The organism is Halomonas binhaiensis (assembly GCF_008329985.2).
Classification (GTDB): Bacteria; Pseudomonadota; Gammaproteobacteria; order Pseudomonadales; family Halomonadaceae; genus Halomonas; species Halomonas binhaiensis.
This window is the reverse complement of the sequence record NZ_CP038437.2, coordinates 2282148-2294946: the sequence shown is the minus strand read 5'-3', so window position 1 is coordinate 2294946 and position 12799 is coordinate 2282148. Positions and strand designations below refer to the sequence as shown.

The 12799-nt window shown below is 57.2% G+C and carries 12 protein-coding genes and 1 pseudogene; 10 read left to right on the top strand and 3 right to left on the bottom strand.

Annotated elements, in window-relative coordinates; all coding sequences use genetic code 11:
• Nucleotides 1–11: 11 nt before the first annotated feature.
• From tolR to E4T21_RS10060, 6 genes and pseudogenes are all read left to right on the top strand, one after another.
• Nucleotides 12–452 (top strand): protein TolR, encoded by a 441-nt coding sequence (tolR, locus tag E4T21_RS10085; protein WP_149284869.1) that lies wholly within the window; start codon nucleotides 12–14, stop codon nucleotides 450–452.
• An 8-nt stretch (nucleotides 453–460) separates the two neighbouring features.
• Nucleotides 461–1705, top strand: coding sequence for a cell envelope integrity protein TolA (tolA, locus tag E4T21_RS10080; protein WP_240349354.1), 1245 nt, complete (start codon nucleotides 461–463; stop codon nucleotides 1703–1705).
• Between the two features lie 62 nt (nucleotides 1706–1767).
• Nucleotides 1768–2937 (top strand): annotated as a pseudogene (gene tolB / locus E4T21_RS10075) (Tol-Pal system beta propeller repeat protein TolB).
• Nucleotides 2938–2979: 42 nt separating this feature from the next.
• The gene (pal, locus tag E4T21_RS10070; RefSeq protein WP_149287137.1) at nucleotides 2980–3516 is read left to right on the top strand and encodes a peptidoglycan-associated lipoprotein Pal; all 537 of its coding nucleotides are present in this window, start codon (nucleotides 2980–2982) and stop codon (nucleotides 3514–3516) included.
• An 87-nt stretch (nucleotides 3517–3603) separates the two neighbouring features.
• Complete coding sequence (ybgF, locus tag E4T21_RS10065) at nucleotides 3604–4386, top strand: tol-pal system protein YbgF (protein WP_149284868.1); 783 nt, start codon at nucleotides 3604–3606, stop codon at nucleotides 4384–4386.
• A 112-nt stretch (nucleotides 4387–4498) separates the two neighbouring features.
• A complete protein-coding gene (locus E4T21_RS10060; protein ID WP_149284867.1) occupies nucleotides 4499–5263 on the top strand; it encodes a YciK family oxidoreductase in 765 nt (254 codons plus the stop codon).
• 182 nt (nucleotides 5264–5445) lie between these two features.
• Here E4T21_RS10060 and E4T21_RS10055 read toward each other — a convergent pair whose 3' ends face one another.
• Both E4T21_RS10055 and ubiG read right to left on the bottom strand, forming a co-directional pair.
• The gene (locus E4T21_RS10055; RefSeq protein ID WP_149287136.1) at nucleotides 5446–6099 is read right to left on the bottom strand and encodes an HAD-IA family hydrolase; all 654 of its coding nucleotides are present in this window, start codon (nucleotides 6097–6099) and stop codon (nucleotides 5446–5448) included.
• 5 nt (nucleotides 6100–6104) lie between these two features.
• Complete coding sequence (ubiG, locus tag E4T21_RS10050; RefSeq protein WP_149284866.1) at nucleotides 6105–6830, bottom strand: bifunctional 2-polyprenyl-6-hydroxyphenol methylase/3-demethylubiquinol 3-O-methyltransferase UbiG; 726 nt, start codon at nucleotides 6828–6830, stop codon at nucleotides 6105–6107.
• Nucleotides 6831–6981: 151 nt separating this feature from the next.
• Here ubiG and galU point away from each other — a divergent pair, with 151 nt between their 5' ends.
• Together galU and E4T21_RS10040 are read left to right on the top strand one after the other, a co-directional pair.
• Nucleotides 6982–7872: a UTP--glucose-1-phosphate uridylyltransferase GalU gene (gene galU / locus E4T21_RS10045; protein ID WP_149284865.1), complete on the top strand. Its 891-nt coding sequence runs from the start codon at nucleotides 6982–6984 to the stop codon at nucleotides 7870–7872.
• A 4-nt stretch (nucleotides 7873–7876) separates the two neighbouring features.
• On the top strand, nucleotides 7877–9166 hold the full coding sequence (locus E4T21_RS10040) for a nucleotide sugar dehydrogenase (RefSeq protein WP_149284864.1): 1290 nt from the start codon (nucleotides 7877–7879) through the stop codon (nucleotides 9164–9166).
• 101 nt (nucleotides 9167–9267) lie between these two features.
• Here the strand turns inward: E4T21_RS10040 and E4T21_RS10035 are convergent, their stop codons facing one another.
• The gene (locus E4T21_RS10035; protein ID WP_149284863.1) at nucleotides 9268–9846 is read right to left on the bottom strand and encodes a superoxide dismutase; all 579 of its coding nucleotides are present in this window, start codon (nucleotides 9844–9846) and stop codon (nucleotides 9268–9270) included.
• A gap of 131 nt (nucleotides 9847–9977) precedes the next feature.
• Here E4T21_RS10035 and E4T21_RS10030 point away from each other — a divergent pair, with 131 nt between their 5' ends.
• Together E4T21_RS10030 and tamA are read left to right on the top strand one after the other, a co-directional pair.
• Complete coding sequence (locus E4T21_RS10030; protein WP_149284862.1) at nucleotides 9978–10826, top strand: hypothetical protein; 849 nt, start codon at nucleotides 9978–9980, stop codon at nucleotides 10824–10826.
• An 88-nt stretch (nucleotides 10827–10914) separates the two neighbouring features.
• Complete coding sequence (gene tamA, locus E4T21_RS10025) at nucleotides 10915–12783, top strand: autotransporter assembly complex protein TamA (protein WP_149284861.1); 1869 nt, start codon at nucleotides 10915–10917, stop codon at nucleotides 12781–12783.
• Nucleotides 12784–12799: the final 16 nt, after the last annotated feature.

Below are 12799 nucleotides of genomic sequence, written 5' to 3'. Positions count from 1 at the left end.
GAGAAGATGCCATGCTTGGACCCTTTCATCGTCGTGGGCGCAGCAAGCCCATGGGAGAGATCAACGTTGTCCCCTTCATCGATGTGATGCTGGTGCTGCTGGTGATCTTCATGATCACTGCACCCATGCTCACGCAAGGGGTCGATGTTGACTTGCCCCAGGTCTCATCCGAGCCTATCGACGTCGACGAGCAGAATGAGCCGATCATCGTGTCGGTCGATCGTGATGGTCAGTATTACATCAGTCTTGGCGGTGACGAGAGCCAGGTTGACCTCGATGAAATCAGTGATCGGGTGATCATCCTGCTGGAGCGCAAGCCGGGTACACCGGTGATGGTGCGCGGCGACCGTAACGTGCCTTATGGGCAGATCGTCACCCTGATGAGCACCCTGCAGCTGGCAGGTGTTGCCAACGTCGGTCTGATTTCAGAACCGCCTCCCTCTGACGGTTAGGAGTGTCCATGGCGAAGCAAATGCCAAAGCCACGACGCCGTCTGCGAGAAGGGCGCGTGGGATATGGACTGCCAACGATTCTGGCGGTAGGCCTGCACTTGGGAATTCTGATTCTCAGTGTCGTCAAGTGGCCGTTTTCCGAGCCGGAAGCACCAAATAATGCCATTGTGCAGGCTACGCTGATCAGTACTGCCACGACCACTGATCAGGCACAGCAGGCTGCGGAAGCACGTACGCGTGCCGCTCAACGGGCTGCCGAGGAAAAATCGGCGGCTGAGGAAGCTGCTGCCAAGGAACAAGAAGCGCAAGCCGAACAGCAGGCACAGCAAGAAGCGGCCCAGGCTGAGGCCGAGCGTCAGGCTCAGGAACAAGCAGCAGAACAGCAGGCTCGCGAAGAAGCTGAGCAGCAAGCCGAGGCAGAGCGCCAACAGGCTGCTGAACAAGCCCAGGCCGAGGCAGACCGCCGTGCTGCCGAAGCAGAAGCTGCGGCCAAGCAACGTGCAGCGGAAGAAGCTCGCCGTCAGGAGGCTCAAGCCGAAGCTGAACAGAAGGCCCAGGAAGAGGCAGAGCGTCAGGCACGCGAAGAAGCAGAACGTAAAGCTCAGGAAGAAGCCGAGCGCAAGGCCAGAGAGGAAGCTGAACAGAAGGCCCAGGAAGAGGCAGAGCGTCAGGCGCGCGAGGAAGCAGAACGTAAAGCTCAGGAAGAAGCCGAGCGCAAGGCCAAAGAGGAAGCTGAGCGCAAGGCCAAAGAGGAAGCTGAACAGAAGGCCAAGGCAGAAGCCGAACGCCAGGCCCAGGAGCAGGCCGCCAAAGAAGAGGCTGAACGCAAGGCCAAAGAAGAAGCCGAGCGCAAGGCCAAAGAAGAAGCGGATCGACGTTCACGTGAGGAGGCGGAAGCCGCACTGCAACGGCTGATCCAGGGGGATACGGATGCCGTATCCAATGCTGAACAGGGCGAAGAAGCTGCCAATGGTTTTATTCAGATGGTACGTAAAGCCGTAGAGCAAACTTGGAATATTCCGCCGAACAGTGAAGGCTTGTCTGCAAGAATCAGTGTTCGCCTAGGCCCCTCTGGAGAACTGCTCGTCCCACCAAGTGTGGCAGAATCCAGTGGCAATGCGGGCTTTGATAATACGGCCATTCAGGCGGTTCAAGCGGCAGCACCATTCTCTGAGCTGCTTGAGCTACCTGGAAATGTTCGGAATGACTACCGTCAATTCAATCTGCGCTTCGACCCGGGAGGTGTGCACTGATGAGAACCTTGATAAACATTTGGACCAATAAAGGGCGGACAAGGATGCCAGCCGCAAGGTTCATGGCGACCTGTCTTGGCCTGGTGGCGCTGCTGGTGATGCCCATGGCACAGGCGGAGCTGACCATCGATATTACGCGTGGCAACGAACGCGCCACGCCCATCGCCGTGGTTCCCTTTGCCGGCGAAGGACTGCCGACAGATGTTGCCCAGGTGGTGTCCGACGATCTTGGCCGTAGCGGTTATTTCGAACCGTTGCCGCGTTCCTCCATGTTCGCCAAGCCGACGTCGTCCGAAGAAGTGAAGTTTGGCGAGTGGCGTTCGCTGGACACCCGTTACCTAGTGGTCGGCAGCGCAACACAGCAGGGCGGACAGGTGTCCATCCGCTACGAGCTGATGGACGTCAATGGCGAGTCTCGTCTGCTTGGGGAGACCGTGACTTCCAGCACCAATGATCTGCGTCGTGCTGGCCACTACATTGCCGATCAGATCTTTGAGGAAATCACCGGTATCCGTGGTGCTTTCTCCACCCGTCTGGCCTATGTCACTTCCCAGGGTGTAGGCGACAACACGCAATATTCCCTGTATGTGGCGGATTCCGATGGCCACAACAGTCAGCAGGTATTGACCTCCGACGAGCCGATCATGTCACCAGCCTGGTCGCCCGATGCCGGCAAGCTGGCCTACGTGTCCTTCGAAAGCAAGCGCCCGGCAATCTACGTGCAGAACCTGGCTTCCGGGCAAAGGGCCAAGTTGACAGACTTCGAAGGCCTCAACAGCGCACCCGTGTGGTCGCCGGATGGTCGCCGCCTGGCCATGGCGTTGTCGCGTGACGGCAATCCGACAGATCATCGAGACGGAGCCGGATTGGTCACCGGATGGACAGAGCCTGATCTTCAACCGCTGGTCCGACCGTGGCACTGGCACTCGCACTACAATGCGCGTGGCCGTCTGTCTCCAGACGGCAAATCCCTATTCCTGATCCACCGCGGCAATAACGGCTTTCAGGTTGCCAAGCAGGACCTGCAAAATGGTCGCCTGGTGGAAATCAGCAATGCACAGCAGGCGGAATCACCTAGTGTCGCACCCAATGGCACCATGGTAATCTTCGCCACCCAGCAAGGCGGCACTGGGGTGCTGGGCGCTGTCACCGCGGACGGACGGGCACAATTCCGTCTCCCCTCGGCCCAAGGTGATGTACGTGAACCCGCGTGGTCACCGTTTCTGAATTGATTCGATTTATCACCTTAGATGGATCATGCAAGGAGTCTTATGATGTTTTTCAAGCCCTATATGCGTTCGCTGGCAGTTGCTGCTTCTCTCGCCGTACTTGCGGGTTGTTCCAGCACCGGCGGCACTCAGGATGGCAGCATGGATGGTACCGGCGCGGCTGGTGGCGTGGGCACAGGTACCGCTGGCAGCGGGCAGGTGAGTGGTACTGGCATGGGAGGCAATGGCGCAGGCCAGATGGCGTCTACTGGCATTCCTGAAGTACGCACCATCTACTTCGACTACGACAGCGATGCGATTCGTCCCGAGTTCGAGTCCGTGGTCAATGCCCACGCGTCATACCTGGCCGGGAACCCCAACGCCCGAGTGATACTCCAAGGTCATACCGACGAGCGTGGTACCCGTGAGTACAACCTGGCCCTGGGTGAGCGTCGTGCCGGAGCGGTCCAGCGTTACCTGAGCCTGCGTGGCGTATCGCCTTCCCAGGTGGAAGTGGTCAGCTACGGGGAAGAGCGCCCTGCGGTACGTGGCAGCAATGAGGATTCCTTTGCTCAGAACCGCCGCGTGGTCTTCGCCTATTGATCAACGCTATCGAACAACGATAGCTGAAACGAAGGTAGCGCTGGCCAGCCAGGCCAGCGCTACCTGCGATTCCGATTGGAGTCATCTATGAAACACAGCCTGAAAGGACTGTGCGGCGCGGGAGCCCTGGTGCTCCCGTTGTCTGTCATGGTCCCTGCGGTACTTTCTCCGGCCCTGGCCCAGCAGTCCAATGGTTTCTATGGACAGACAACCACCCAGTCCCAGGCCGGCGGCAGCCTTCAGTTGTTCAATGATGTCGAGCAGCAAAAGCAGGAAATTCGTGAGCTGCGGGGGCAGATTGACGAGTTGCGCTACCAGCTTGAACAGCTCCAGAAACAGACCCGCGCGCAATACATGGATCTCGACAGCCGCCTGAGTAGCGGCGGGCAGCAGGGGGAGGCCAGCAGCACCACTACCCGTGACGACGGGGAGAAATCCGGCAACAGCAACCAAGGCAGCAATAACCAGGGCAGCAGCAACACATCGCCTGCCAGTGGTGATGCGAAGAATGCCTATCAGTCCGCCTTTGCCAAGGTTCAGTCGCGTAACTTCGACCAGGCCATCACTGAGTTCAATGACTTCGTCAAGAAATACCCTGATACCTCACTGACAGCCAATGCCTGGTACTGGTTGGGTGAACTGTATTCTGCCAAGTCCTCCTTTGGCGACTCGGAAAAGGCATTTTCCACTGTACTGGAGCAGTTTCCGGACAGTAGCAAGGTGCCTGATGCCATGTACAAGCTTGGTCTGCTGAAGTCTCGGCAGGGGGATGCGGAAGGTGGCAAGGCCTTGCTCCAGGCTGTGAGCAAGGATTATCCCGACAGCAATGCTGCGTCCCTGGCCAGCGATTACCTGCGTCAGTCCGGCTGATCCACTGGACAAGATGTGGTGAGCTGCCATTTTTGCAGCATACTGAAGAAGCACTGAATACTTCAGCGCTTCCCTGAACAAGCCCGAGGCTTTCAGCACAAGGAGATCACCCATGAGTCAATGCATGATCGACTATCAGGCTCCGGATGATTTACTGAAGGGGCGCGTCATCCTGGTGACCGGCGCGGGAGATGGCATCGGGCGAACGGCTGCTATCCAATATGCTCGATATGGGGCGACGGTGATTCTGCTCGGCCGTACCATATCCAAGCTGGAAAAGGTCTATGACGAGATAGAAGCTGCCGGGGGCCCCCAGCCTGCGATCTTTCCATTGAATTTCGAAGGCGCCACGCTGAAGGACTACCACGACATGGTTGAAGCCTTGAACAAGGAGTTCGGCCGCCTCGATGGGATTCTGCATAACGCCAGCCTGCTGGGAACGATCACGCCTTTCGAGCAATATGCTCCGGAGCTTTGGGATCAGGTCATGCAGGTCAATATCAATGGTCCAGTATGGATGACCCAGGCCCTGTTACCTTTGCTCGCGCGTTCCGAAGATGCCTCATTGATCTTCACGTCCTCCAGCGTAGGCCGCAAGGGCAGGGCATACTGGGGAGCCTATTCGGTATCAAAGTTCGCCACAGAAGGCTTCATGGAAGTGCTGGCTGAAGAGATGGAGCATCTGGGCAGTCTTCGGGTCAACACGCTCAACCCTGGCGCAACACGCACCAGTATGCGTGCATCCGCCTATCCGGCAGAAGATCCCATGACCTTGCGTACTGCGGAAGACATCATGCCGACCTACCTGTGGCTGATGGGACCTGACAGCAAAGGACATAACGGCAAGAAGTTCGATGCCCAGCCGCCACGGACATGAGCCATGGCGAATACTGTCCGATCTGACCTTGAAAGCTTGAGCGTCCTTGAACGTGATGGCTCTTCAGCATGGTTGCCTTTGTGAATGGCCGCCCTGTCAGTCGCTAACCAGGCAAATCACAGAGTAAAAGAAGCCACCTGAGAATCTCGGGTGGCTTCTGTGTTCCTGGCTGCGATCCTGAATTAGAGAGCCTGGACCAAGGACTCAGCAGTCTCGAACCAGTCGTCGGCGGGCCATTGTCGGTAGTCATCATCATCGGCGATATAGCCATATCCTACGGCAATGGCCTTCATGCCGGCCGCCCTGGCGGCTTCCATGTCGCGCAAGTGATCACCGATGTACCAGCATTCGCGGGCCTCCACACCCAATCGGCGGGCAGCTTCCAGCAAAGGCTCCGGATGAGGCTTGCGCACTGGCAGGTCGTCTGCGCAGAGCAAGGCGCCAGGGCGAAGCCCCAGGCTTTCAATCAAGGGGGCTGCATAGACCCGGGGCTTGTTGGTGACTATTCCCCAGGGACGCCTGGCCGCCTCCCAGCGCTGCAGCAGCTCATCCAGAGGAGGAAAGACCTTGCTGTGCACGGCCAGTCCTTCGCCATAACGATCGAGCAGAAACTGCCGGGCCTGGCCATGATCGGGGTGCTGCAGATCCAGGCCCAGCGCTAGCTTGACCAGAGCACTGCCTCCGTTGGACACCTGTGACCGAATCAGCGGATAGGGCAGGTCGGCCAAGCCATGGTGATGACGCAGTGCATTGGTTGCCCTGGCCAGATCGGGTGCTGTATCCACTAGAGTGCCATCGAGATCGAACAGCAGCGCTTGGGGAGTTGTCCCGTTCATCGGACTCATTGCATCTCCTTGCGGCAATGCATCAGATAATTGACGGAAACATCCGTGGGCGACAGCTTGAAACGCCGCGTCAGCGGCTGATAGACCAGACCGCTCTGCTCATTGACCTTGAGGCCCGCATCCCGGCACCAGCGGGCCAACTCCGAGGGACGAATGAAGCGGGCATAGTCATGGGTGCCCTTGGGAACCATGCGCAAGGCATATTCCGCCGCAAGAATCATCAGTGCGTAGGCTTTCGGGTTGCGATTGATGGTGGACAGCACGACATGGCCACCGGGTTTTACCAAGCGAGTACAGGCCCGTATCACCGATTCGGGATCGGGCACATGCTCGAGCATTTCCAGACACGTGACCAGATCGAAGCTTTCCGGTGCTTCCTCGGCCAATTGTTCAACGCTGATCAAGCGGTAGTCGAGCTCGACACCTTGCTCGTCTGCATGACGCCGCCCTGCCTCCAAAGCGGCTTCGGACAGGTCAATGCCGGTCACCAAGGCGCCACGACGGGCCATGGATTCAGACAGGATGCCGCCGCCGCAACCGACATCCAGCACCTGGTGCCCTGCAAGGCCAGCACGGTTGTCGATGAAATCCAGGCGAAGAGGATTGATGTCGTGCAATGGCTTAAATTCGCCTTGGGTATCCCACCAGCGATCGGCAATGGCCGAGAACTTACTGATCTCGTTGTGGTCAACGTTGCCGGTAGGCGTGTTCGATACGGTCATCTGTGTCTCCAGGGCGTTCCGAACCAACTGTCAGGTCGGCTCGAGTTCGGTATCATGAGGTATTCTACGCATTCCTCTGGATGGATTCCCATGATCAGATGCACATGGATGGATATGCGACCGCCAGAACAAGCAACTTAAGGAAGTGACTATGATTCGCAAGGCCGTTCTCCCCGTCGCCGGATTTGGTACCCGCTGCCTGCCAGCCTCCAAGGCGATTCCCAAGGAAATGATCACAATTGTCGATCGGCCCGTGATTCAGTACGTGGTGCAAGAAGCTGTCGCAGCCGGGATCCGCGATATCGTTCTGGTCACACATGGGACCAAGAGCGCCATCGAGAACCATTTCGACAAGCACTTCGAACTTGAAGCTGGCCTCGAGGCCAAGGGCAAGACCGAACTGCTCGAGGAACTACGTGCTATCGTCCCAGAGGACGTGAATATCATCAGTGTGCGCCAGCCTGAGCCCCTGGGCCTCGGCCATGCAGTATTATGCGCCCGCCCGGTGGTGGGAGATAACGAAGCCTTTGCTGTACTGCTCCCCGACGTGTTGGTCGATGATGAAGGCCTGGAGCGCAATGACCTGGCCGGCATGATCGAAGCTTTCGACAACACAGGTCGTGCTCAATTGATGGTCGAGGAGGTTCCGCGTGAGCTGGTCTACAAGTACGGCATCGTCGCACCCAAGGGCGAAGCCCCTGCACCTGGCGAATCTTGTGAGCTGAGCGGTCTGGTCGAAAAGCCGGCCGTCGAGGACGCCCCCTCCAACCTGTCTGTCATCGGGCGCTATCTGCTCCCTGGCCGCATCTTCGCGCTGCTGGCACAGACAAAGCCAGGCGCAGGCAACGAGATTCAATTGACGGACGCCATTGCTCAGCTTCGCGATGAGCAGGGCGTCGATGCCTACCGCATGCAAGGCAAGACTTTCGACTGTGGTCACCAACTCGGCTATCTCGAGGCGATCCTCGCCTATGGCCGTCGTCATCCAAAATATGGCAAGGATTTCAGTGAACTGCTCCAACGCTATGCCGTAGAGGACTGATGCCATGCGCGTGGTGATACATGGAAGTGAGCTGTCTGCCGCTACCGCCGCGGCAGCCCTGGCTTGGGTCGGCCACCACGTCATTTGGCGGCCACTCGGCAGCCGTTGGCAGGAGTTGCGGCACAGTGGCTGGCTTCAAGGTGAGCCCATGGTTGGCCAGCGTCTTGATGAGGCGCTAGCCAGTGGCCATCTGAAGATTGATGAAAATGGCCCTCTGCCCAAAGCATCCGTGGATGTCTTGTGGCTGGCGTTGTCTCCTCGTCAGCGCGACGAAGCGCCGTCGTTGGTGGAGGCGGAGGCCGAATGCCTGTCCGAGGGTGCCATCCTGATCAACAATGCCACCTTCCCGGTTGGCGATACCGAGCGCCTGGAAGCGCTACTGGCCGACCGCGGCGTAGCGGCTGTGGCCTTGCCTGATATCCTCGAAGAAGGACGTGCCTGGGAAACTTTCACTCGGGCACGCCGATGGCTGCTCGGCTGTGATGATCAGCGTGCTGAACACCAGGTCCGCGAACTGATGCGGGCCTTCAATCGTCGTCATGAAGTCTTTCAGCGGATGCCAAAGCGTGCTGCCGAACTGACCAAGTTGGCCATCAATGGCATGCTGGCGACGCGAATCAGTTACATGAACGAGATGGCGGGACTGGCCGATACCCTTGGGGTCGATGTGGAATATGTACGCCAGGGCATGGGAGCGGATCCCCGCATCGGATATGAGTATCTGTATCCCGGTTGTGGTTTCGGTGGCCCTAACTTCAGTCGTGATCTGGTCGGGCTTGCCGATGTGCAATCTGCCAGTGGCCGCCATTCCGATCTGCTGGATCAGGTGCTGGAAATCAACGAGCGCAAGAAAGAGACTCTCTTCCGCAAGCTCTGGGCCTATCATCACGGGCGCCTTGAGGGATTGAAGGTGGCTATCTGGGGCGCTGCCTTCAAGCCAGGTACTGCTCGGATCGACCAGGCACCGGTTCTGCCTCTGCTACGTGCTCTATGGGCTCAGGGAGTGCATGTATATCTGCATGACCCCGTTGCTTTGCCAGCCGTCCGCGAGGTAGTTGGCGATCATCCGCTGCTGACACTTTGTCAGGGTGAGCCGATCGAAGCTTGTCAGCAGGTAGACGCCCTGATGCTGGTGACCGAATGGAAAGCGTATTGGAACCCGGATTGGGAAGCCCTGAAGACAGGAGTCAGCGGAAGGCTGATCCTAGATGGTCGTAATATCTATGATCCTGATTATGTAGCCTCTCAGGGGTTCGTTTATCGCGGTATTGGTCGACGCGCTGATCCACAATAAGCTATCGGGTACGAGAAAAGGCACGACTCCTTGAGAGGCGTGCCTTTTCTTGTGTCAGGTCGAGGCGAATTTGTGTCAGGCAAAGTTCTTGTCAGAATTTGTCAGGAATAGTTTTGAGCCACAAAGTCCCAGTTCAGAATGTTCCAGATATTTTCCAGATACTTGGCTCGGCCATTGCGATAGTCGATGTAATAGGCATGTTCCCACACATCGACGGTCATCAGCGGCGTGAAGTCTTCGGCAACAGGAGTTTCAGCATTGTCGGTATTGAGAATGGACAGCTCTCCATCCGAAGTCTTGATCAGCCAGGTCCAGCCAGCGCCAAAATTGGCCAGGGCCTTGCTGTTGAAAGCTTCTCGAAATGCGCTGAATGAGCCGAAGTGCTCATCGATGGCCTGGCGCAGCTCACCCTGAGGTTCACCACCTCCTTGTGGGGAGAGACAGTGCCAGTAGAAGGTATGGTTCCAGACCTGAGCTGCCTGATTGAATAGCGGACCAGAAGAGGAACGAATGATATCTTCCAGCGAGCGATCGGCGTATTCGGTGCCAGCAATCAACTCATTGAGTTTATCGATGTACGCCTTGTGGTGCTTTCCATAGTGATACTCCAGTGTCTCTGCGGATAAATACGGCTCCAGCGCATGCTTGTCATAGGGGAGAGCAGGAAGCTCGAAAGTCATGGTCTTGTCCTCATCATCAATACGCCAACGGCCGTGCGATCTTAGGTCAAAAAAACATACACTATCAGGCAACTGATAGCATGGCCGATGCATCATCAAGTGATGCATTGTCAAACAGCAAGGAGTTCAACATGGCGCAGCACCCCATTGTGCCGGATCCGGGGGAAAGTCATTCAACCGTGCGTTATCGACGCTCACCCAGACCGAGGCTATGGCCCTTGTGGAGCATCGTGTTGCTACTGATCCTGGCGGCCGGCACTGGAGGCTGGTACGCCTGGCAGACACAGCAGAAAATGTCGCAGGAAATCACCCGACTGACCAAGGACTTGTCCAACATGCATGCACGCTTCGATTCGGAGCGTGACCAAGGCGATATCCTCGAGTTGTTCCAGCAACAGTTGGACAAGCTGGCCATTCAGGAAAAGGAATTGCAGTCCTCCCTGGACCGCCTTTCCGGCCAATGGCAGGACGACATCGCTGAAAAGTCCCGTGCCCTGGAAGAACGACTGAATCAGTTCGAAGGCAGCAGCGGGAATCATGCCAAGCGTTTCGAGTCTTTGGTCCAGCGTATCGAGACTCAGGAACAGACACTGGAAGCTACAGGACGCTCCTTGAGTGCAGTGGAGCGTGCGGGTGACGAGGGACGTGGAGCCCTTGAGGCACGCTTGGCACGTCTCGATGACAGCCGGGAAAACCAGGACAAGCGCGTCGCGACTCTGAGCGAGCGTGTGGATAGCGACATGAACAACCTGGAACAGAAGCTCGATGAAACCCTGGGCTCATTGAACATCCGACTGGACAATATCGAGCAGCAACAGCAGGAGCTTGTCGCAGACATTGAAGCAGTAAGCCAATCAGGAGAAGATGACCGCTCAAAGCAAGAAAGCCTTTCAGCGCGCCTTGCTGAGCTTGAATTGGACATGACAGAGCTGCGTCAAACGCAACTGTCGCTCTCAGCGCAGCTCGAAGCCCTGCGCTAAAGCGGATATCACGTTGTTCCGGAAAGTCATCAGCTCCGGAAAACTAGCCGCTCTGGGAAATCATCAGTTCCGGGGAAATTATCAGGACATGGAAAATCACAGTCCCTTTCGATCAGTCGCGCTTTCCTGGGGCTCCGCCTTGGCGATACTCGTGCTTCCGGCTCCAGTGTGGGCCCTTGACGCCACCATCGAAGGTGTCAACGACAAGATGGCGGATAACGTCAAGATCTATCTCGATAGCCTCGATGGCAGTCAGTACAACATCAATCGCTTGCGTGCCGAAGTCGCCCGCCTGACTCAGGAAGCGATACGGGTATACGGCTACTACGAACCACAGATCGACATTCGTTTCGATAACGAAGAAAAACCGGAAGAGGTTTTCCTGACCATCGACAAGGGCGAACCGGTCAAGCTCGAAGTGATTGACTTCACCCTGCAGGGGGATGCCGCCGAAGATAAGCCATTCAAGCAGGCGATTGCTGATTATCCGCAGAAAAAGGGCGATGTCCTTCGCCATCAGCCCTATGACAGTCTCAAAGGCAAGCTTCAGGGATTGACCATCGAACGTGGTTATTTCGATTGGCACTTCACCGATCAGCGCATGGAAGTCCGGCCTTGGGCACATAGTGCCAGGCTGTATCTAGGCATCGACAGTGGCCCTCGTTATCGCTTTGGCGATGTGACTATCTCCGGCAACCACATCGTTGAGGATCGCCTGCGCAATCTGATCCCGTTCGAAACAGGCGACCCTTATCTCTCCAGCCAAGTGGCCGAGTTCACCAATCAGCTCGGCCAGACCGAGTGGTTCGGCTCGATCAGCGTACGCCCACGCCTGGATATACAGAAAGGTGTCCTGGCTCTGCCTGAACAGAAAGGCTGGTACTACGCAGTTGACGATGACGGCATACCAACGCCTGTACGAGGGCCTCGGATTTCAAGTGATGCCTTGATATCAGCAGCAGCACTGTATCCGCCGAAAAACCCCAGCATGCCCATTGATGTGTCGCTGACGCCGGCCGACCGTCACCAATTCGAGACTGGTATTGGTTTCGCCACCGATGTAGGTCCACGCCTGCAGTTCTCCTGGGATCAACCATGGGTAAATCGTTACGGTCATAGCTGGGACAACAAGCTGTACCTGTCCGGCCCGGACCAGCAATTCAGCGGCAATTACAACATTCCCCTGGATGATCCGCTGCGGGACAGTTATCGCCTGCAATATGGTCTGCGTAACCAGGACATCGAGGACACGCAGAGTTTCGAAAGCACGGTGGACTTTGGTCGCCGCTGGGTCTTCGACAACGGTTGGGAGCAGACCATATACCTGCGCGCCACCTATGAAGACTTTACCCAGGGTAACGAATCCAACGAGGTGCTGTTGCTCTATCCTGGCGTGAACTGGACACGGACGCGCACGCGCAACCCTCAGTTCCCTTCCTGGGGTGACCGCCAGAACCTGACGCTGCAATATTCGAGTGAATCCTGGGGCTCCGATGCGGAGTTCTTCCGTGCGACAGGGGATACTGCCTGGATCCGTTCGCTGGGCGACAACTACCGTTTCATCGGACGGCTTGGAGCCGGCACCATCGAAACCGATGATTTTGCCCAGATTCCACCATCGCTACGTTTCTTCACCGGTGGTGATACCACAGTGCGCGGCTATAGCTATGAGTCACTGTCCCCCGAGGATTCCGACGGCAAGCTGACGGGTGGCCAGCAATTGTTCACTGCCAGCATCGAAGCCCAACGCCGTATTACAGGGAAGTGGTGGGGAGCTGCTTTCTATGATGCCGGTGATGCCTTCAATGATTGGTGGCCAGATGAGCTCAAGAAGGCGGCCGGTCTGGGGGTACGTTGGATTTCTCCCGTCGGGCCAATTCGCCTGGACGTAGCGCATCCCTTTGATGACCCGGATGATAGCTTCCGCATTCACTTCGCCATCGGGCCGGAATTCTGATGCTGAATGAATGCTC